The sequence below is a fragment of the Enterobacter sp. PL_is514 genome, from assembly GCF_055816715.1.
In genome coordinates this window covers 79,004-99,602 of record NZ_JBVPGN010000022.1, presented here as the reverse complement: position 1 = coordinate 99,602, position 20,599 = coordinate 79,004, and the positions used below count along the sequence as shown (strand labels likewise).

Annotated in this window: 18 protein-coding genes; 10 read left to right on the top strand and 8 right to left on the bottom strand. The window is 55.0% G+C overall.

The features are described 5' to 3' along the window. Positions 1–406: 406 nt before the first annotated feature. The gene (locus tag AC0TNG_RS01200) at positions 407–1,114 is read left to right on the top strand and encodes a FadR/GntR family transcriptional regulator (protein ID WP_024907901.1); all 708 of its coding nucleotides are present in this window, start codon (positions 407–409) and stop codon (positions 1,112–1,114) included. Further along, positions 1,111–2,544, top strand: a complete 1,434-nt coding sequence (gene mdtD, locus AC0TNG_RS01195) for a multidrug transporter subunit MdtD (RefSeq protein WP_032648599.1) — start codon at positions 1,111–1,113, stop codon at positions 2,542–2,544. Before AC0TNG_RS01200 ends, mdtD begins: the two co-directional genes overlap by 4 nt. Here mdtD and rbsR read toward each other — a convergent pair. The 7 genes from rbsR to kup all read right to left on the bottom strand — a co-directional run bounded on the left by rbsR (position 2,510) and on the right by kup (position 10,455). Continuing rightward, positions 2,510–3,502: a ribose operon transcriptional repressor RbsR gene (rbsR, locus tag AC0TNG_RS01190; RefSeq protein WP_075201549.1), complete on the bottom strand. Its 993-nt coding sequence runs from the start codon at positions 3,500–3,502 to the stop codon at positions 2,510–2,512. The genes mdtD and rbsR overlap by 35 nt on opposite strands. A gap of 3 nt (positions 3,503–3,505) precedes the next feature. Beyond that, positions 3,506–4,435: a ribokinase gene (gene rbsK, locus AC0TNG_RS01185; protein WP_024907898.1), complete on the bottom strand. Its 930-nt coding sequence runs from the start codon at positions 4,433–4,435 to the stop codon at positions 3,506–3,508. Positions 4,436–4,539: 104 nt separating this feature from the next. After that, positions 4,540–5,430 carry a ribose ABC transporter substrate-binding protein RbsB gene (gene rbsB, locus AC0TNG_RS01180; RefSeq protein WP_010426610.1) on the bottom strand — a complete coding sequence of 297 codons (891 nt, stop codon included), beginning with the start codon at positions 5,428–5,430 and terminating at the stop codon, positions 4,540–4,542. Positions 5,431–5,457: 27 nt separating this feature from the next. After that, positions 5,458–6,423 carry a ribose ABC transporter permease gene (gene rbsC / locus AC0TNG_RS01175; RefSeq protein WP_006808742.1) on the bottom strand — a complete coding sequence of 322 codons (966 nt, stop codon included), beginning with the start codon at positions 6,421–6,423 and terminating at the stop codon, positions 5,458–5,460. Positions 6,424–6,427: 4 nt separating this feature from the next. After that, positions 6,428–7,933, bottom strand: a complete 1,506-nt coding sequence (gene rbsA, locus AC0TNG_RS01170; RefSeq protein WP_021242658.1) for a ribose ABC transporter ATP-binding protein RbsA — start codon at positions 7,931–7,933, stop codon at positions 6,428–6,430. A 7-nt stretch (positions 7,934–7,940) separates the two neighbouring features. Continuing rightward, a complete protein-coding gene (gene rbsD, locus AC0TNG_RS01165; protein WP_024907896.1) occupies positions 7,941–8,360 on the bottom strand; it encodes a D-ribose pyranase in 420 nt (139 codons plus the stop codon). Between the two features lie 226 nt (positions 8,361–8,586). After that, positions 8,587–10,455 carry a low affinity potassium transporter Kup gene (kup, locus tag AC0TNG_RS01160; RefSeq protein WP_024907895.1) on the bottom strand — a complete coding sequence of 623 codons (1,869 nt, stop codon included), beginning with the start codon at positions 10,453–10,455 and terminating at the stop codon, positions 8,587–8,589. A 222-nt stretch (positions 10,456–10,677) separates the two neighbouring features. Here kup and ravA point away from each other — a divergent pair, with 222 nt between their 5' ends. Next, positions 10,678–12,174, top strand: a complete 1,497-nt coding sequence (gene ravA, locus AC0TNG_RS01155; RefSeq protein WP_061716269.1) for an ATPase RavA — start codon at positions 10,678–10,680, stop codon at positions 12,172–12,174. Next, positions 12,168–13,619, top strand: coding sequence for an ATPase RavA stimulator ViaA (gene viaA, locus AC0TNG_RS01150; protein WP_024907893.1), 1,452 nt, complete (start codon positions 12,168–12,170; stop codon positions 13,617–13,619). Before ravA ends, viaA begins: the two co-directional genes overlap by 7 nt. Here viaA and asnA read toward each other — a convergent pair whose 3' ends face one another. Then, positions 13,620–14,612 carry an aspartate--ammonia ligase gene (gene asnA, locus AC0TNG_RS01145; RefSeq protein WP_024907892.1) on the bottom strand — a complete coding sequence of 331 codons (993 nt, stop codon included), beginning with the start codon at positions 14,610–14,612 and terminating at the stop codon, positions 13,620–13,622. Positions 14,613–14,763: 151 nt separating this feature from the next. Between asnA and asnC the strand changes: the two genes are divergently transcribed. The 6 genes from asnC (at position 14,764) to atpB (ending at position 20,578) form a co-directional block, all read left to right on the top strand. Continuing rightward, positions 14,764–15,222 carry a transcriptional regulator AsnC gene (gene asnC / locus AC0TNG_RS01140; protein ID WP_024907891.1) on the top strand — a complete coding sequence of 153 codons (459 nt, stop codon included), beginning with the start codon at positions 14,764–14,766 and terminating at the stop codon, positions 15,220–15,222. Positions 15,223–15,312: 90 nt separating this feature from the next. Further along, complete coding sequence (mioC, locus tag AC0TNG_RS01135) at positions 15,313–15,762, top strand: FMN-binding protein MioC (protein ID WP_023309786.1); 450 nt, start codon at positions 15,313–15,315, stop codon at positions 15,760–15,762. 374 nt (positions 15,763–16,136) lie between these two features. Continuing rightward, the gene (mnmG, locus tag AC0TNG_RS01130) at positions 16,137–18,026 is read left to right on the top strand and encodes a tRNA uridine-5-carboxymethylaminomethyl(34) synthesis enzyme MnmG (protein ID WP_024907889.1); all 1,890 of its coding nucleotides are present in this window, start codon (positions 16,137–16,139) and stop codon (positions 18,024–18,026) included. 107 nt (positions 18,027–18,133) lie between these two features. Continuing rightward, the gene (rsmG, locus tag AC0TNG_RS01125; protein WP_024907888.1) at positions 18,134–18,757 is read left to right on the top strand and encodes a 16S rRNA (guanine(527)-N(7))-methyltransferase RsmG; all 624 of its coding nucleotides are present in this window, start codon (positions 18,134–18,136) and stop codon (positions 18,755–18,757) included. A gap of 616 nt (positions 18,758–19,373) precedes the next feature. After that, positions 19,374–19,754: a F0F1 ATP synthase subunit I gene (gene atpI, locus AC0TNG_RS01120; protein ID WP_023333920.1), complete on the top strand. Its 381-nt coding sequence runs from the start codon at positions 19,374–19,376 to the stop codon at positions 19,752–19,754. An 8-nt stretch (positions 19,755–19,762) separates the two neighbouring features. Then, positions 19,763–20,578 carry a F0F1 ATP synthase subunit A gene (gene atpB / locus AC0TNG_RS01115; RefSeq protein WP_008500193.1) on the top strand — a complete coding sequence of 272 codons (816 nt, stop codon included), beginning with the start codon at positions 19,763–19,765 and terminating at the stop codon, positions 20,576–20,578. The last annotated feature ends 21 nt before the right edge of the window (positions 20,579–20,599 follow it).

The following is a 20,599-nucleotide window of genomic DNA, read 5'->3' as shown; positions in this document are numbered from 1 at the left end:
ACTCAGAGACTTGGTATTCATTTATTGTCCGAAGACATTAAGAATCCATGTCACTTTGAGTGCCCACACAGATTGTCTGATAAATTGTTAAAGAGCAGTGCCGCTTCGTTTTCGCTGCGGCGCGGGGTGTGCATATTACGCTTTCCCGCTTCAGAGTCAAGCGTTTATTTTCGCTTTTCTCTGCTGACCTGGCGGCGTGTGTGCCGTTGTTCCGTGTCAGTGGAGGCGCATTATAGGGAGTTATTCCGAGGTGACAAGAGGAAATTTAAAAAAAGTTTCCATCCGCGTTTTTTTTCACCAACAGAGGTGAAATCAAGCTACAAATTGTTCTATTTGATGTATCTGCAACCACAATCACATTCGAGGTGGCATAATTATCAGCATGAATCTTTAAGGAATAAAAGCGATGCCATTAAGCGCACAACAGCTGGCCGCCCAAAAAAACCTGTCGTATGTGCTGGCAGAAAAGCTGGCTCAGCGGATTTTAGCGGGTAAATATGCCCCGGGCAGCATCCTGCCGGGTGAAATGGAGCTGGGTGAGCAGTTTGGGGTGAGCCGTACCGCAGTGCGCGAAGCGGTGAAAACCCTGACGGCAAAAGGTATGGTGCTTCCACGTCCTCGTATTGGCACACGCGTGATGCCACAGAGTAACTGGAATTTTCTCGATCAGGAGCTGCTCTCCTGGTGGATGACGGAAGACAACTTTCATCAGGTCGTCGATCACTTTCTGGTGATGCGCAGCAGCCTTGAACCTCAGGCATGTCTGCTTGCCGCCACGCTTGGCACAGCAGAGCAGAAAGCGCAGCTTAACGCGTTGATGGAAGAGATGGTGTTCCTGAAAAAACACTTCAACCGCGAACGCTGGGTTGAGGTCGATATGGCCTGGCATGAACATATCTATATGATGAGCGCCAATCCGTTCCTCACCTCGTTTGCCTCATTATTTCATTCGGTGTATCACACCTACTTTACCTCTATTACACAAAACGACGTGGTAAAACTGGAATTGCATCAGGCGATAGTGGATGCCATTCAGGAAAGCGACGGGCAGCGAGCCCTGAGTGCGTGCCAGGCATTACTGGCTGCGCCAACCCACCAGCAGGTAAATAAATGACAAAGAAAAAAGCGCGCAGCATGGCCGGATTGCCGTGGATTGCAGCCATGGCGTTTTTTATGCAGGCACTGGATGCCACCATCCTCAACACCGCGCTTCCCGCTATTGCGCAAAGCCTTAACCGCTCCCCGCTGGCGATGCAGTCCGCCATCATCAGCTACACCCTGACGGTTGCAATGTTAATTCCAGTTAGCGGCTGGCTGGCTGACCGCTTCGGTACCCGTAGAGTTTTCATGCTGGCCGTGACGCTCTTTACGCTCGGTTCGCTGGCCTGTGCGCTCTCCTCGTCCTTAACGGAACTGGTTATCTTCCGCGTATTACAGGGCATTGGCGGCGCGATGATGATGCCCGTGGCGCGCCTTGCCTTATTACGAGCCTACCCTCGAAGCGAACTGCTTCCCGTGCTCAACTTCGTTACCATGCCGGGACTGGTCGGCCCGATACTGGGCCCGGTACTCGGTGGCGTGTTTGTCACCTGGGCAAGCTGGCACTGGATCTTCCTGATTAATATTCCGATTGGCGTTGCGGGGCTGCTGTATGCCCGCAAATATATGCCGAACTTCACCACGCCAAGACGCAGCTTCGACATGGGTGGCTTTTTCCTGTTTGGCCTGAGCCTGGTACTCTTCTCCAGCGGGATGGAGCTGGTTGGCGAGAAGATCGTCGCGACGTGGATGGCGCTCTCCGTTATCCTCGCCGGCGTGCTGCTGTTCCTTCTTTATATACGTCACGCGCGCCGTCACCCGACGCCGTTAATCTCTCTTGGGCTCTTCAACACCCGAACCTTTTCCGTCGGGATCGCGGGAAACATTGCCTCGCGTCTGGGGACGGGCTGCGTACCGTTCCTGATGCCACTGATGCTGCAGGTGGGTTTCGGCTACCCGGCCCTGATTGCCGGCTGCATGATGGCGCCCACCGCAATGGGCTCGATTCTGGCAAAATCGACCGTGACGCAGGTGCTACGCTGGTTTGGCTATCGTAAGACGCTGGTTGGTGTGACGGTCTTTATCGGTCTGATGATTGCGCAGTTCTCGCTGCAGTCCGCCGCGTTACCCGTCTGGATGCTGATCCTGCCGCTATTTGTACTGGGCATGGCGATGTCGACGCAGTTCACCTCAATGAACACCATCACCCTTGCGGATTTGACCGACGAGAACGCCAGTAGCGGCAACAGCGTGCTGGCGGTAACACAGCAGTTGTCCATCAGTCTGGGTGTGGCCGTGAGCGCGGCGGTACTGCGGTTTTATGAAGGTTTCGACAGCGCGAACACCGTCGAGCAGTTCCACTATACCTTTATCACCATGGGCGCACTCACCGTCGTTTCAGCGCTGGTCTTTATGCTGTTAAAACCGAAAGATGGCCGTAACCTGATTAAAGAACGCCATAAGGCGAAAGCTAAACCGAACCCCGTTCCATCAGAACAGGAGTAAGCTGCAGGCGTTGCTGCTGCAGCGTGGGCTGAGCCATTCGGTGGATCAACACATCGATGGCCAGCTCGCCCAGCTCATCTTTTGGCTGATGAATGGTGGTGAGCGGCGGCGTCATATAGCTGGCCAGCTCGATATCATCGTAGCCGATTACCGCCATATCGTGGGGAACACGCAAACCGGCCTGATATAACGCCTGATAGGCGCCAAACGCCATGGCATCGTTGCCGATAAAAACAGCCTGCGGACGCTGCGGCTGCGCCAGCAGCGTCTGCATCGCTTCAAAACCACCGTGAAACTCAAAATCGCCGGTAATACGGTACCCTTCCGGCACGGAAAGGCCCGCCCGCGCCATCGCGGCGAGATACCCTTCCAGACGCAAACGCGCCGGGGTTTTGTCCAGCGGGCCGGTAATACAGGCGATGCGGGTATAGCCTTTATCGATCAGATACTGAGTGGCCATATCGCCCCCCAGCAGGGAGTTATCCTGAATAAGGTCGCTGGTACCGTCGAACGGCGCCCAGTCCATCATCACTGTGGGAATCGAAGGATAGCGCTGGATGATCTCTTTCGACGGCTGGTGCGTTTCGGTACAAAGCAGCAGTAGCCCGTCGACGCGTTTTTGCATCAGCGTTTCCAGGTTACGATTCATGCGCTGCTCGTCACCTTCGGTATTGCACAGCACCAGGCTGTAGCCACGCTCGAAGCAGCTGCGCTCCACGCCGCGAACCAGTTCTGAATAAAAGGGGTTGGTACTCGCGGTGATCAGCATACCGATGGTGCGCGTCTGGTTGAGCTTAAGGCTGCGCGCCAGCGCAGACGGCGCATAGTTGAGATCTTTTACCGCCGCTTCGACTTTCTCCCGAATCGCCTCGCTGACGAAGCGATCGTTGTTTATAACGTGAGAGACCGTCGAGGTAGAAACGCCCGCCATGCGGGCGACATCTTTCATTGTGGCCAAGCGTTACCCCTGCTGACTTAAGAATTCATCGATCTCTTTACGCCACGGAACGGAAGGCTGGGCGCCCTTGCGCGTCACCGCAATCGCTGCGGCAGCGTGTGCGAAGCGGATAGCGTCATCCATTCTCATACCTTCCAGCAGCGCGGTCACAAGTGCACCATTGAAGGTGTCTCCCGCTGCAATGGTATCAATCGCCTTCACCTTAAAGCCCGGCACGCGACGGCCTTCGCCATTGACGCTTGCCCACACCCCACGGCTACCCAGGGTGATGATCACCGTTCCGATGCCTTTGTCGTGCAGCGCACGCGCGGCTCGCGCGGCATCATCATCGTTTTCAACGCGAATGCCCGTCAGCTTTTCGGCTTCGGTTTCGTTCGGCGTGATGATGTCCACCAGCGCCAGCAGCTCGTCTGATAATACACGGGCAGGGGCCGGATTAAGTACGACAGTGGTATGATTTTCATGCGCAATTTTGGCGGCGGCCAGCACGCTTTCAACCGGCGACTCCAGCTGCATCAGCAGGGCTTCCGCTCCGCCGATGAGTGCACGTTGCGCTTCTACGCGTTCCGTCGTCAGCGCCGCGTTAGCGCCAGCATGAATACCGATGACATTCTCACCTTCTGCGTTGACGAAAATCAGCGCAACGCCGGTAGATTCCCCTGCAACAACGCTGACCGGTGCGATATCGATATTGTCGCTCGCCAGCTGCTTGCGTACGCGCTCACCGGTATCGTCATCACCCGTGCAGGCGATAAACGCAATATTTGCCCCGCTGCGACCGGCAGCAACGGCCTGGTTTGCACCTTTACCGCCAAATGCCACCTGATACTGGTTACCCGTGACGGTTTCGCCCGGTGTCGGGAACGATTCAAGGTTAAGAATGTGATCGGCATTGATACTGCCAAGGACGACGAGGTTACCTGCGGTTTTCATGGTTGGATTGTCCATCAGAGAGCGCCACCGGTGTTACCCGGTGGCGTATGCCACACTTTTCTTTATTGGTGTCCCTCAGGCCGCCGTGACGGCCTGATTCGCCTTTACTGCTTGATGACCAGCTTCAGGTCAACCGGGTATTTGGCCTGAACTTTTTCGCCCTTCAGCACTTTGTCGGCAGTTTCAACGCCAGTGGCGCCAATCTGCTCAGGCAGCTGAGCAATGGTCGCTGCCAGTTTGCCATCGTTTACTGCTTTTTCACCATCCGGCGTGCCGTCAAATCCGACAACCATCACATCAGATTTACCAGCGGTCTGCAGGGCACGCAGCGCGCCCAGCGCCATTTCGTCGTTCTGCGCGAATACTGCCTGCACGTCAGGGTGCGCGGTCAGAAGGTTCTGCATGACGTTCAGACCTTTAGTACGGTCGAAGTCCGCAGGCTGACTGGCCAGTACGTTGAATTTATGCGCTGCAACCGCCTGCTGGAAGCCTTCGCCACGCTCGCGGGCGGCAGACGTACCGGCAATCCCCTGCAGTTCGATAACTTTCGCGCCTTCACCGGCTTTCTTCGCGATGTAATCACCCGCGATTTTACCGCCCAGCACGTTATCAGACGCAATATGGCTCACAACTTCGCCTTTGGTTGCCTGACGGTCCAGGGTGATTACCGGGATCTTCGCCTGGTTTGCCATCTTCACGGCGTTGCCTACGGCATCAGAATCGGTTGGGTTGATCAGCAGAATTTTGGTGCCGCGAACGGTTAAGTCCTGAACGTTAGCCAGCTCTTTCGCCGGGTTGTTCTGTGAATCCAGAACCACCAGGTTGTAGCCCAGTTTGTCCGCTTCTTTCTGCGCGCCATCCTTCAGAGAGACGAAGAACGGGTTGTTCAGGGTAGAGACAACCAGCGCGATGGTGTCTTTCGCCATGGCGTTAGCACTTACGGTTGCGCTCAGCGCGACAGCAGAAACCAGGGTAGCCAGTTTTTTCATGTTCATATCTAAGATGTCCTGTAGTGTCGTCAGTTACTGTTTTTTGTTGTCTACCAGTACCGCCAGCAAAATCACCACTGCCTTAACGATCATCTGGTAATAGGAGGAAACACCTAACAAATTCAAACCATTATTCAGGAAACCGAGGATCAGTGCGCCGATCAATGTCCCAACAATGCGACCTTTACCGCCCGCAAGACTCGTACCGCCCAGAACCACTGCCGCAATGGCGTCCAGCTCATACCCCGTACCCGCCGTTGGCTGCGCGGAGGAGAGGCGCGCCACTTCGATAATGCCTGCCAGTGACGCCAGCAGACCGCACAGGGAGTAAACGATAATTTTGACTTTATTAACGCTGATACCGGACAGGCGCGTTGCCGCTTCGTTACCGCCCAGCGCATAGATATAACGGCCCAGACGAGTGTGATGCAGCATGTACCACGCCGCCAGGAAGACGATAGCCATGATCCATACCGGGGTCGGGACACCCAGCGGGCGACCGATACCGAACCAGCCAAACAGATCGGCGTTATCGGTAAAGCCGGTATTGACCGGGCTGCCGTTGGTATAAACCATGGTCACCCCGCGCAGCAGCAGCATCATCACCAGCGTCGCGATGAACGCCTGAACGCGGCCTTTTGCCACAATCACGCCGGTGACGGCGCCTATCGCCGCACCTGCCGCCAGGGCAGCGGCCACGGCCACCAGCGCGTTGACTTCAATGCCGACAATCGAAGCGGCGATCGCGCCGGTGAGCGCCAGCAGGGAACCGACGGACAGATCGATACCTGAGGTCAGAATCACCAGCGTCATGCCGACCGCCATAATGGCGTTCACCGACGTCTGCTGCAGAATATTGAACAGGTTATTAACGGTGAAGAAATTCGGGCTCATGGTCGACACAATCGCGATCAGCACCAGCAGGGCAATTAGCGATTTTTGCTCCATCAGCCACGCCTTTGTGAAATAGCGGCGACCAGAAACAGCCTGGGTAGTCATCTTCTTACTCCTGATTCACGCGATTAAGCTTGCCCACAGCGGCAGCCATCAGAACTTCCTGGGTGGCCTGCTCGCGAGTGAATTCACCGCCGAGATGCCCTTCATGCATGACGATAATGCGATCGCTCATGCCTAATACTTCTGGCATCTCGGAAGAGACCAGAATGATGCTCAGACCGTCGGCCTTAAACTGGTTAATCAGCTGATAGATCTCTTTCTTCGCCCCCACGTCTACGCCGCGGGTTGGCTCGTCGAGGATCAACACTTTCGGACGCGTCATCAGCCCGCGCGCAATCGCCACTTTCTGCTGATTCCCGCCGGACAACAGGCCAATCGCCTGCTCCATCGACGGGGTTTTGACGTTAAAGAGGCGGATAAAATCGCTCACCGCCTGCTGCTCGTCTTTATGCTTCAGGCTGCCACCGCTGTGGCTGAAATAGCGCAGCGCGGTCAGGGACATGTTCTCTTTTACTGACATCCCCAGCACCAGGCCGTCGCGTTTGCGGTCTTCGGAGATATAGACGATGCCGTTCGCCAGACCATCCTGCGGAGAGCGGGTGACCACTTCATGGCCGTCGAGGGTGACATAACCGCTGGTACGCGGCAGTGCGCCGTACAACACTTTCATCAGCTCGGTACGTCCCGCCCCCATCAGGCCCGCTACGCCCAGGATCTCGCCCTGGCGCAGGGTGAAGGTCACGTCGTTCACACCCGGACCGCAGAGGTTGTCCACCTTCAGGCGGATCTCACCCGGCGCTTTATCCAGATGCGGGTACTGATCTTCGAGCTTACGTCCCACCATCATTTCGATGAGCGTATCTTCAGTCAGCGTCGCCACTTCGCGCTCGGCAATAAACTGCCCGTCGCGGAAAACGGTGACGTCATCGCAGATTTCGAAGATCTCTTTCATACGGTGAGAGATATAGACAATCCCGCGCCCCTGCGATTTCAGCTCGCGGATAACGCGGAACAGGGATTCGGTTTCGGTATCGGTCAGGGCGTCGGTCGGTTCATCCATAATGATGACCTTCGACTCGAAGCTCAGCACCTTCGCGATTTCCACCATCTGCTGATCGCCGATGGAGAGATCGCCCACCAGGCGGTCGCTCTTAAAGCGCAGGTTCAGCTTCGCCAGCAGCTTGTCCGCTTCGGCATACATGGTTTTCCAGTCGATCTTACCGAAGCGGTTCACAAACTCGCGGCCGAGGAAGATGTTTTCCGCAATGGTGAGCTGCGGGATGAGGTTCAGCTCCTGGTGAATAATACCGATGCCCGCTTCCTGAGAGGATTTCGGGCCAGTGAAGGTGGTCTCTTTACCCAACCAAAGGAGTGAACCGGCATCGCGTTGGTAGATACCGGTCAGCACTTTCATCATGGTGGATTTGCCGGCGCCGTTTTCGCCCACCAGCGCCATGACGCGCCCGGGGTAGACGTTCAGCGCCGCGCCGGAGAGGGCTTTTACGCCCGGGAACGACTTATCGATCCCTTTAAGTTGCAGTAATGCGTCCATGATGGCCTCAGAAGGTGACGCCAGCACAGAGAATGATATTCGCATACGGGGAACACTCCCCGCTGCGAATCACCGCCTGACTGTCTGCGGTTTGTTGTTTGAATTGTTCGTGCGTTGTGTAACGAATTTCTATGGTATTTCCCTGGTGTTGTTGCAGCTGCTCAAGGTGGCTGAGCAACGTTTCGTGGAGTTGCGGATTATGTTGTTTGATTTCCGCCGCGAGAATGACCGCCTCAACCTGCATCTCCGCGGTCACCACGTCCAGTACCTGCATAAACGAAGGTACGCCCTGCGTTAACGCCATATCGATACGGGTTGTGCTGCGCGGAACCGGTAAGCCTGCATCGCAAACCACCAGCGTATCGGTATGCCCAAGACGGGAAATAACCGATGAGATTTCTGAGTTGAGTACAGTGCCTTTCTTCATTTTCTTGCTCCACTAGCGAAACGTTTCGCTAAAAGTAGTGTAGCCCCAGAAATGTTCAGAAAACCATCATGACGTAACAGATTTGTGATCGACGTCGAAACGTTTCGCTAAGTGAAATGGCGTGGAGGTAAATGCAAAACGGTAACCCCCTGGTTACCGTTTTTTATGTTTGCGCCCTCTCCCTGTGGGAGAGGGGCGGGGTGAGGGCATCAGGCCGCACAAAGACTTAAATCTCGACCTGCGTTCCCAGCTCAATCACGCGGTTAGGCGGGATCTCAAACTGGTCAGGCGCACGCAGGGCATTACGCTGCAGGATGAGGTATAGCTTGCCGCGCAGGCGCAGATACCACGGGCGCTTGCCGATAATCAGCGACTCGTGCGACATAAAGAACGATGTTTCCATCATCCGACAGCTCAGCCCTTCCAGGCCGCAGCGGTGGAACACCTCTTCCACGTTTGGCGTTTCACGCCAGCCGTAGCTTGCCACTACGCGCCAGAAAGTCGGCGACAGCTGCTCAATCTGCACGCGGCGGACGTTATGAACATACGGCGCATCTTCGGTGCGCAGCGTCAGCAGGATCACGCGCTCGTGCAGCACTTTGTTGTGCTTGAGGTTATGCATCAGCGCGAACGGAATAACATTCAGCGCGCGAGACATGTATACCGCGGTACCCGGCACGCGGACCGGCGGAGATTTCTCCAGAGAAGCGATCATCGCCTCCAGAGAATTCCCGTGCTCGTGCATGCGGCGCAGCAGGCGGAAACGCTCGCTTTTCCAGGTGGTCATGACAATAAACATCACCAGACCCAGCGTCAGCGGCAGCCAGCCTCCGGAGACAATCTTGTCGAGGTTCGCAGAGAACAGCGGCACGTCGATGCACAGGAAGCCCACCAGAATCATCGCCACGAGGAATTTATTCCAGTGCCAGTTTCGGTACGCCACCGTGGTGGAGAGAAGCGACGTCAGCACCATCGTACCGGTTACCGCAATACCGTACGCCGCCGCCAGGTTACTGGAGTGCTCGAAGCTGACGATAACAATGACCACAGCGAAATAGAGCAGCCAGTTAATGAACGGGATGTAGATCTGACCCGACTCCATCTCTGAGGTATGGATGATGCGCATCGGTGAGAGATACCCCAGACGCACGGCCTGGCGCGTCAGAGAAAACACGCCGGAGATCACCGCCTGAGAGGCAATGACGGTCGCCAGCGTCGCCAGGATCAGCATCGGTACCAGCGCCCAGTCAGGCGCCAGCAGGAAGAACGGGTTCTTGATCGCTTCCGGGTTTTTAAGCAGCAGCGCCCCCTGACCGAAGTAGTTCAGCACCAGCGACGGGAGCACCACAATAAACCATGCCACGCGGATAGGCAGTTTCCCGAAGTGACCCATATCAGCATACAGCGCTTCCACACCGGTGATGGAGAGCACCACGGCACCCAGCGCCACAAAGGAAACCACTTTGTATTCGAGGAAGAAATGCACGGCCCAGTAGGGATTCAGCGCCTGCAGCACTTCCGGGTTCGCGATAATGCTGCGCAAACCAAGCGCCGCCAGGATCAGGAACCAGGCCAGCATAATCGGTGCAAACAGTTTGCCCACCAGCCCGGTACCGTGCTTCTGGATCATGAACAGCAGCGTCAGGACAATAATGGCCAGCGGAACCACCCATGAATCAAGTTGTGGAGCGATAATCTCCAGCCCCTCTATCGCCGACAGCACCGAAATAGCGGGCGTGATAACCACCTCTCCGTAGAAGAAACTGCCCCCAATCAGGCCGATAATGACCAGCACTGAGGTCATTCTGGCCGAGGTATTGCGCCCGGCAAGAGACATCAGGGTCAGGATCCCGCCTTCACCTGCGTTATCAGCACGCATAACGAAGGAGAGATACTTAACGGAAACCACCAGGATCAGCAGCCAGAAAATGAGGGACAGGAAGCCAAACACGGCATCGCGTTCAACACCAAAGCCAAACTGGCCGGACAGACATTCACGAAGCGTATAAAGCGGGCTGGTGCCAATATCACCGTAGACAACCCCGATCGCCGCAAGCGTTATTGCGGGTAATGATTGCTTATTATCAGTGCTCATAGACTAGTCTTTTCGTTTAAATAACAAATGTGTTCCTGGTCCCTTGGCCCACAAAAAGCGCACAGTATGCACGATTCATTGCAAAATCGTACCCCTAAATGCAACCGCATTAATGTAGCGCAAAGAAAATTGCGCCGCACTTCAGTCTATTACCAGCCCTGACTGAAACGTCTATACTCGCTTCAATTGGCCGCCACGACGGCGAAAGGATGCAAAACTATTATGGCTCACTCACATTTATTAGCAGAAAGAATTTCCCGCCTCAGCAGCGCGCTGGAGAAAGGCCTTTTCGAGCGTAGCCACGCCATTCGCCTCTGTTTACTGGCGGCGCTGAGCGGTGAAAGCGTGTTTTTGCTGGGACCGCCGGGCATTGCCAAAAGCCTGATTGCCCGCAGGCTAAAATTTGCTTTTCAGAATGCCCGCGCCTTCGAATATCTCATGACCCGCTTTTCCACCCCTGAAGAAGTGTTTGGCCCCCTCTCTATTCAGGCGCTGAAAGATGAAGGGCGCTATGAGCGTTTGACGGCGGGGTATCTGCCTGAGGCTGAGATTGTCTTTCTCGATGAGATCTGGAAAGCGGGACCGGCCATTCTTAACACCCTGCTCACGGCGATAAACGAACGTCGGTTCCGCAACGGCGCCAGTGAAGAGAAAATCCCGATGCGCCTGCTGGTGGCCGCCTCTAACGAACTGCCCGAGGCCGACAGCAGTCTGGAAGCGCTGTATGACCGTATGCTCATCCGCCTGTGGCTGGACAAAGTGCAGGACAAATCAAACTTCCGCTCCATGCTGGTGAGCCAGCAGGATGAGAGTGAAAACCCGGTATCCGCTTCGCTGCAGGTGACGGATGAGGAGTATTACCAGTGGCAGCAGGATATCAGCAAAATCAAACTGCCTGATGCCGTATTCGAGCTGATCTATCTGCTGCGTCAGCAGCTAGATCTCCTCCCTTCGGCACCCTATGTCTCCGATCGTCGCTGGAAAAAAGCGATCCGCCTCCTGCAGGCCAGCGCCCTGTTTAGCGGCCGCGATGCCGTTGCCCCCATCGATCTGATCCTGCTGAAAGATTGCCTCTGGCACGACGCGGAAGGCATGAATCTGATGCAGCAGCAGCTTGACGTTTTGATGACCGGACACGCCTGGGGGCAGCAGGCGATGCTCAACCAGCTGGGGGCGATTGCCCAGCGGCGCATCCAGCTCCAGCAGCAGCAAAGTGATAAAACCGCGCTGAAAGTGAATCGCCTTGGAGGCATGTTTGCCCGCAAGCCGCACTATGAGCTTCCTGCCGATCTGACCGGCGCAACGCTCACGCTGCTGCTCCAGCAGCCGCTCAAACTGCATGATATGCAGGTGGTACACATTACGATTGAGCGCGAGGCGCTGGCGCAGTGGCTGGATAAGGGGGGAGAGATCCGCGGCAAGCTCAACGGCATCGGCTTCGCGCAGCCGCTGAATATGGAAGTGGACAGCAGCCAGCATCTGGTGATCCGCGACGTCAGCCTGCAGGGCTCGCGTCTGGCGCTGCCGGGCACCGCCTCGGACAGCGTACCGGAAGAGATTAAGCAGCAGCTGGAAGCGCTGGATACGGAATGGCACCAGCAGCATACCCGCTTTAGCGAGCAGCAAAAGTGCCTCTTTATTCATAGCGACTGGTTAGGCCGCATCGAAGCCAGCCTGCAGGACGTCAGCGCGCAGATCAAACAGGCGCGTCAATGCTAACCCTGGATACGCTTAACGTTATGCTGGCCGTCAGCGAGGAGGGGTTGATCGAAGAGGTGGTCATAACACTTCTGGCGTCACCGCAGCTGGCAGCCTTCTTTGAAAAATTTCCGAAGCTCAAAAAGGCGATGACGGACGATCTTCCGCGCTGGCGCGAAAATTTGCGTCAGCGGTTCAGGGAGACCGAAGTTCCGCCTGAGTTAACGGAAGAGGTGGCCTGCTATCAGCAGTGCCAGCGGCTCTCCACGCCGCAGTTTATCGTCCATCTTCCGCAAACCTTGACGTTGCTCGACAAGGTCCACTCCCCGTTTGCCAGCCAGGCGCGGGCGCTGGTCACGGATAACGCCACTTTTACCCCGGCGCTGCACACCCTCTTCTTACAGCGCTGGCGCCTCAGCCTGGTGGTGCAGGCCACGACGCTAAACCAGCAGCTGCTGGATGAAGAGCGCGAACAGCTGCTTAGTGAAGTTCAGGAACGAATGACCCTGAGCGGCCAGTTAGAACAGGTGCTGGTGGAGAATGAAAACGCCGCTGGGCGTCTCTGGGATATGAGCGCAGGCCAGCTCAGGCGCGGGGACTATCAGCTGATCGTCAAGTACGGCGATTTTCTGACGCAGCAGCCCGAGCTGATGAAGCTTGCAGAACAGCTGGGACGCTCAAGAGAGGCAAAGTCGGTTCCAAAGAAAGACGCCCCGATGGAAACCTTCCGCACCCTGGTGCGTGAACCGGCCACCGTACCGGAGCAGGTCGACGGGCTCCAGCAGAGCGATGATATTTTGCGTCTGCTGCCCACGGAGCTGAGCACGCTGGGGATGACCGAGCTGGAGTATGAGTTTTACCGTCGGCTGGTGGAAAAACAGCTTCTCACCTACCGGCTGCACGGCGAAGCCTGGCGAGAGAAAATCAGCCAGCGGCCGGTCGTTCATCAGGATTTTGATGAACAGCCGCGCGGGCCCTTCATCGTTTGCGTGGATACGTCCGGATCGATGGGCGGGTTTAACGAGCAGTGTGCAAAAGCCTTTTGTCTGGCGCTGATGCGCGTGGCGCTCGCCGATCGCCGTCGTTGCTTCATCATGCTGTTCTCCAGTGAAGTCGTAGGGTATGAGCTGACGAACCAGCAGGGGATCGAGCAGGCAATCCGCTTCCTGAGCCAGCGTTTTCGCGGCGGCACGGATCTGGCCAGCTGCTTTCGCAGCATTGTGGAGCGTATGCAGGGCGGCGACTGGTACGACGCCGACGCGGTGGTGATTTCCGATTTTATTGCCCAGCGGCTGCCGGATGACGTGGTGAATAAGGTGAAGGAGTTACAGCGGGTGCATCAGCACCGTTTTCATGCGGTGGCAATGTCCGCCCATGGAAAACCCGGCATCATGCGCATCTTCGATCATATCTGGCGCTTTGATACCGGGCTGCGTAGCCGCCTGCTCAGACGCTGGCAGCGTTAATTACAGAAGAGAGCCGACGCTTTCACGTACCTGCTGCGGCCATACGCCACACTGAACCTGACCGATATGGGGTAATTGCAGCAGCAGCATGGTCAGACGGGACTGGCCGATACCGCCGCCAATCGTCTGCGGCATTTCACCGCGCAGCAGCGCCTGGTGCCACTCGAGTTTGAGACGATCTTCATCACCGGTGACCGCCAGCTGGCGCTTCAGCGCGTCAGCATCCACGCGGATCCCCATAGAAGAAAGCTCGAATGCGTCTTCCAGTACCGGGTTCCAGACCAGAATATCGCCGTTCAGCCCGGCAAACTCGCCCTCACCCGCAGTGCTCCAGTCATCATAATCCGGCGCGCGAACGTCGTGGCGTTTGCCATCAGACAGTTTGCCGCCGATCCCAATCAGAAATACCGCGCCCAGCTCTTTAGCAATCGCACGTTCACGGCCTTTGGCATCCAGATCCGGGAAGCGGGCCAGCAATTCCTGGCTGTGCACAAAGTGGATCGTATCCGGCAGGAACGGTACCAGACCAAACTCTTTGCTCACGGCCGCTTCGGTCGCTTTGATCCCGGCGTAGATCGCCTCAACGGTGGATTTCAGCGTGCCGACGTGGCGCTCGCCGTCACCCATTACGCGCTCCCAGTCCCACTGGTCAACATAGACAGAGTGAATTGGGGTGAGGCGGTCTTCATCGGGGCGAAGGGCTTTCATGTGCGTGTAGAGCCCTTCGCCCGCGCTGAAGTCGTGTTGCCCCAGGGTTTGACGCTTCCACTTCGCCAGTGAATGAACCACTTCGAACTGGGCGTCTGGCAGTGTTTTCACTTTCACCTGTACCGCTTTTTCGCATCCAGACAAGTTATCCTGGGTCCCGTCACCCACGCGGCTTAGAATCGGCGCCTGGACTTCAATTAGCCCAAGTTTATCTTCCAGCTGGCGGGAAAAATGGGATTTAACGAAACTGATCTGGCGTTGTTTTGCGATGTAAGCGGTTTTCATTATTTATACTCCTGCGTCCTGTTGATATTGATTAAGCAACAGAAATGGCATCACATTCAATAACTCATCAACAAAAAGCCACCTTCACTTTTGATTCGATAAAATTAAACGCTAGAATAGAGTGATTCATTAATCTTCATAAGAAAAAGCTATGGAAAATTATCAGATCGACAATCTCGACCGCGGCATTCTGGAGGCGTTAATGGCCAATGCCCGTACCGCCTACGCCGAACTGGCGAAACAGTTTGGCGTCAGCCCGGGAACCATTCACGTTCGCGTAGAGAAGATGAAGCAGGCGGGGATCATTACCGGCGCACGCATTGACGTCAGTCCTAAACATCTGGGTTATGACGTCTGCTGCTTCATCGGCATCATTCTTAAAAGCGCCAAAGACTATCCTTCCGCCCTGGCGAGGCTAAACGCGCTGGATGAAGTCACCGAGGCGTATTACACCACCGGGCACTACAGCATCTTTATTAAAGTCATGTGCCGATCCATCGACGCCCTTCAGCAGGTACTTATCAACAAGATCCAAACAATCGATGAAATTCAGTCCACCGAGACCCTGATCTCCCTGCAAAACCCGATCATGCGTACCATCCGTCCGTGATCGGGCAAATTCATTCCCACATTTTCCACAGGTAGATCCCAGCTCGCTCACAGCGTACAATGGCCTTCTCTTTATCCAGGCGAGCGATCAATGGCGGACATTACCCTTATCAGCGGCAGCACCCTTGGTGGTGCGGAATACGTAGCGGAACATCTGGCTGAAAAGCTGGAAGATGCGGGCTTTTCCACGGAAACCCTGCACGGCCCGTTGCTGGAAGATCTCCCGACTGACGGGGTCTGGCTGCTGATCACCTCCACGCACGGCGCGGGCGATCTGCCGGATAACCTGCAACCTTTATATGACGAACTGCTGGAACAGCAGCCCGACCTGTCAAACGTCCGTTTTGGCGCAGTGGGGATCGGCAGTCGCGAATATGACACCTTTTGCGGGGCAATAGAGAAAGTCGAAGCCGCTGTCACCTCCTGCGGAGCAAAACAGCTGGGTGAAACGCTCAAGATCAACATCCTCGATCATGACATTCCGGAGGATCCAGCCGAGATCTGGCTCGCGGAATGGAAAAATTTACTCAAAAACGATTAAAGATCGCGCGAACAGATGTGGATAACTCTGGTTAAAAGCTCGTATTAACCCGTAGTTATCCAAAGAACAACCGTAGCGTTGTTTTTGGCCTGTGCATAAAGTCGCGATCTGATCCCAGCTTATACGGTCCAGGATCACCGATCATTCACAGCAAACGATCCTTTCTAACTGCATGATCTTCTTTATGAGATCGGACTTATCCACACAGGTTCGCGATCCTAATAAGAGATCACAATAGAACAGATCTCTAAATAAAAAGATCTTCTTTTTAATAGCCCAGGATCCCAATGCTTTCTCGAAAGACTAAAGTTGAGTAGAATCCACGGCCCGGGCTTCAATCCATTTTCATACCGCTTTACGCGAGGCAGACCACCATGTTTTATCAGGATCCTTTTGACGTCATCATCATTGGCGGGGGTCACGCAGGCACTGAGGCCGCAATGGCCGCAGCGCGAATGGGTCAGCAGACCCTGCTTTTGACACACAATATCGACACGCTGGGACAAATGTCCTGTAATCCGGCGATTGGCGGCATTGGGAAAGGACACCTGGTAAAAGAAGTGGATGCACTTGGCGGCCTGATGGCGAAAGCGATCGATCGGGCTGGCATCCAGTTTAGGATACTAAACGCGAGTAAAGGCCCCGCTGTCCGTGCGACCCGTGCTCAGGCAGACCGCGTACTTTACCGTCAGGCGGTGCGTACCGCCCTGGAGAACCAGCCGAACCTGATGATCTTCCAGCAGGCGGTTGAAGATCTTATCGTTGAGAACGATCGCGTCGTGGGTGCCGTGACCCAGATGGGCCTCAAATTCCGCGCGAAAGCCGTGGTGCTGACCGTGGGCACATTCCTGGACGGTAAAATTCATATCGGTCTGGATAACTACAGCGGTGGCCGTGCTGGCGATCCGCCGTCTATTCCACTGTCTCGTCGTCTGCGCGAACTGCCGCTGCGCGTTAGCCGCCTGAAAACAGGCACGCCGCCGCGTATTGATGCGCGCACCATTGATTTCAGCGTGCTGGCGCAACAGCACGGTGATAACCCAATGCCGGTCTTCTCGTTCATGGGCAATGCGGCACAGCATCCGCAGCAGGTACCGTGCTACATCACGCATACCAACGAGAAAACCCATGACGTGATCCGCAATAACCTCGATCGTAGCCCCATGTATGCTGGCGTGATCGAAGGGATCGGTCCACGCTACTGTCCGTCGATCGAAGACAAAGTGATGCGCTTTGCCGATCGTAACCAGCACCAGATCTTCCTGGAGCCGGAAGGGCTGACCTCGAACGAAATTTACCCGAACGGCATCTCCACCAGCCTGCCGTTTGATGTGCAGATGCAAATTGTTCGCTCAATGCAGGGGATGGAGAATGCGAAAATCGTTCGCCCCGGCTACGCTATTGAGTACGATTTCTTCGATCCGCGTGACCTGAAGCCAACCCTGGAAAGCAAATTCATCCACGGTCTGTTCTTCGCGGGTCAGATTAACGGCACCACCGGCTACGAAGAAGCGGCTGCACAGGGTCTGCTTGCCGGTCTGAACGCCGCGCGCTTCTCTGCTGAGAAAGAAGGCTGGGCACCAGGCCGTTCTCAGGCGTATCTGGGCGTGCTGGTTGACGATCTCTGCACGCTGGGTACCAAAGAACCGTACCGTATGTTTACCTCTCGCGCGGAATATCGCCTGATGCTGCGTGAAGATAACGCCGACCTGCGTCTGACCGAAATGGGCCGTGAACTCGGTCTGGTCGATGACGAACGCTGGGCGCGCTTCAACGAGAAGCTGGAACGCATTGAACAGGAACGTCAGCGCCTGAAAACCACCTGGGTGAATCCGCAGGCGGAAACTGCTGCCGAAGTAAACGCTCACTTAACAGCGCCGCTGTCGCGCGAGGCCAGCGGGGAAGATCTGCTGCGCCGTCCTGAAGTCACCTACGAGAACCTGGTCAAACTGACCGCGTTCGCGCCGGGCCTGGAAGACGCTGAAGCGGCAGAGCAGGTTGAGATCCAGGTGAAGTACGAAGGTTACATCGCGCGTCAGCAGGATGAGATCGAAAAACAGCAACGCAACGAAAACACGCTGCTGCCGGAAATGCTGGACTACCGCCAGGTGACGGGTCTTTCTAACGAAGTGATCGCCAAGCTGAACGATCACAAACCGGTGTCGATCGGTCAGGCGTCCCGCATCTCGGGGGTTACCCCTGCGGCGATTTCGATCCTGCTGGTCTGGCTGAAAAAGCAAGGTATGTTGCGCCGCAGCGCGTAATTGACATTGCTTTTGGCGGGTGGCGCTTCGCTTACCCGCCCTACTTATTCGTAGGCCCGGTAAGCGGCAGCGCCACCGGGCGAAAAATCTCTAAACAGGTATTCACCGTGCTCAACAAACTCTCTCGTCTGCTGGATCAGGCAGGTATTTCGCTCACCGATCACCAGAAAAATCAGCTGGTGGCCTATGTCGATATGCTGAACAAATGGAACAAAGCGTACAACCTGACGTCTGTTCGCGACCCCAACGAGATGCTCGTTCGCCATATACTCGATAGCATCGTGGTTGCCCCCTGGTTGAAAGGTGAGCGTTTCATCGACGTGGGTACGGGTCCAGGTTTACCGGGCGTTCCGCTGTCGATTGTTCGCCCTGAGAGCCATTTCACGCTGCTGGACAGCCTTGGCAAGCGCGTGCGCTTTTTACGTCAGGTACAGCATGAGCTGAAGCTTGAGAACATCACGCCCGTGCAGAGCAGGGTAGAGGAATTCCCGGCAGAGCCGCCGTTTGACGGGGTTATCAGCCGCGCCTTTGCTTCGCTCAATGACATGGTGAGCTGGTGTAAGCACTTGCCTGCGGAGAACGGCCGCTTTTATGCGCTGAAAGGGCAGTTGCCAGGCGATGAGATTGAACAGCTTCCAGACGGTTTTGCTGTCGAGTCTATTGAGAAATTACAGATTCCTCAGCTCGAAGGTGAACGTCATCTGGTGATAATTAAGCCAAACAATTTTTAAAAAATTAATAAAAAATGTGGAATTCGTGCTGTTCTTATCATGTTAAAAAACAGCACAACTACCGGGGTTTTATCGGGGAGCTTTTAACCTCTGCTTCACTAAGGTTTTTCTTCCGTTTAACGTAGCGCCTATTATTCACCTAGAAGATAGTCATCTGTGAAAATATAAGTCTGCTAAAAGTGGAAGGCGGTAACCAGAACGTAAAGTTAATTATTTATTAAGAATGTCAATAAAAGGTTTTTATTGTGTACTGGGCTGTTTTGAAAATAGTTGCGACATTTTGTGTTTAATTTCATAAAGATAAATTTTCGCGATTTGCGCCTTTGATAAATACAACCTTATCGCAAATGTGTGTTTTGTGATCTCGTGCACGCTTTATCGACAACGTTTTCGCGCTGTTTGCAGTTTTGGTCGAAGGTTGACGCTTTCAGCGAAAGTTAAAAAATAGCGGTGGGGAAAAATATTTAAACATTTATTCACCTTTTCGCTACTTAATGTTTGAAATCACGGGTGCGCACCGTATAATTTGACCGCTTTTTGATGCTTGACTCTGAGCCTTAAAGGACGTTTTATACGACACGCGGCATACCTCGAAGGGAGCAGGAGTAAAAACGTGATGTCTGTGTCGCTCTTGAGTAGAAACGTTGCTCGTAAGCTTCTGTTCGTTCAGTTTCTGGCTGTGATAGCAAGTGGACTGCTGTTTAGCCTCAAAGACCCCTTCTGGGGCATCTCCGCCGTGTGCGGGGGTTTGGCGGTTGTGCTGCCAAACGTGTTGTTTATGATTTTTGCCTGGCGTCATCAGGCGCATACACCCGCCAAAGGCCGCGTGGCCTGGTCCTTCGCCCTCGGCGAAGTGTGTAAGGTGTTGCTGACCTTTGCTCTACTGGTGATGGCGCTGGCGGTTTTGAAAGTGGTCTTCATGCCGCTGATAGCAACGTGGGTTTTGGTGCTGGTGGTACAAGTTCTGGCTCCAGCTGTAATCAATAACAAAGGGTAAAAGGCATCATGGCTTCAGAAAATATGACGCCGCAGGATTACATAGGTCACCATCTGAATAACCTTCAGCTGGACCTGCGTACATTCTCGCTGGTGGATCCACATAACCCCCCGGCCACCTTCTGGACGATCAACATCGACTCCATGTTCTTCTCGGTGGTTTTGGGTCTTCTGTTCCTGGCCATGTTCCGCGGTGTTGCTAAACGAGCGACCAGCGGTGTACCAGGGAAATTCCAGACCTTCATCGAAATGATCATCGGCTTCGTCCATGGCAGCGTCAAAGACATGTACCATGGCAAGAGCAAGCTGATTGCTCCGCTGGCGCTGACCGTGTTCGTTTGGGTCTTCCTGATGAACCTGATGGACCTGCTGCCAATCGATCTGCTGCCGTTTATCGGCGAGCACATCTTCGGCCTGCCTGCACTGCGTGTTGTACCGTCTGCGGACGTGAACATCACCCTGTCGATGGCGCTGGGCGTGTTTATCCTGATTCTTTTCTACAGCATCAAAATGAAAGGCGTAAGCGGCTTTGTGAAAGAGCTTACCTTGCAGCCGTTCAACCACTGGGCGTTTATTCCGGTCAACCTGATCCTGGAAGGCGTTAGCCTGCTGTCCAAACCTGTTTCACTGGGTCTGCGACTGTTCGGCAACATGTATGCGGGTGAGCTGATTTTCATTCTGATCGCGGGTCTTCTGCCGTGGTGGTCACAGTGGGTTCTGAATGTGCCGTGGGCCATTTTCCACATCCTGATCATTACGCTGCAAGCCTTTATCTTCATGGTTCTGACGATCGTCTATCTGTCGATGGCGTCTGAAGAGCACTGATTTTTTACCAACACTACTACG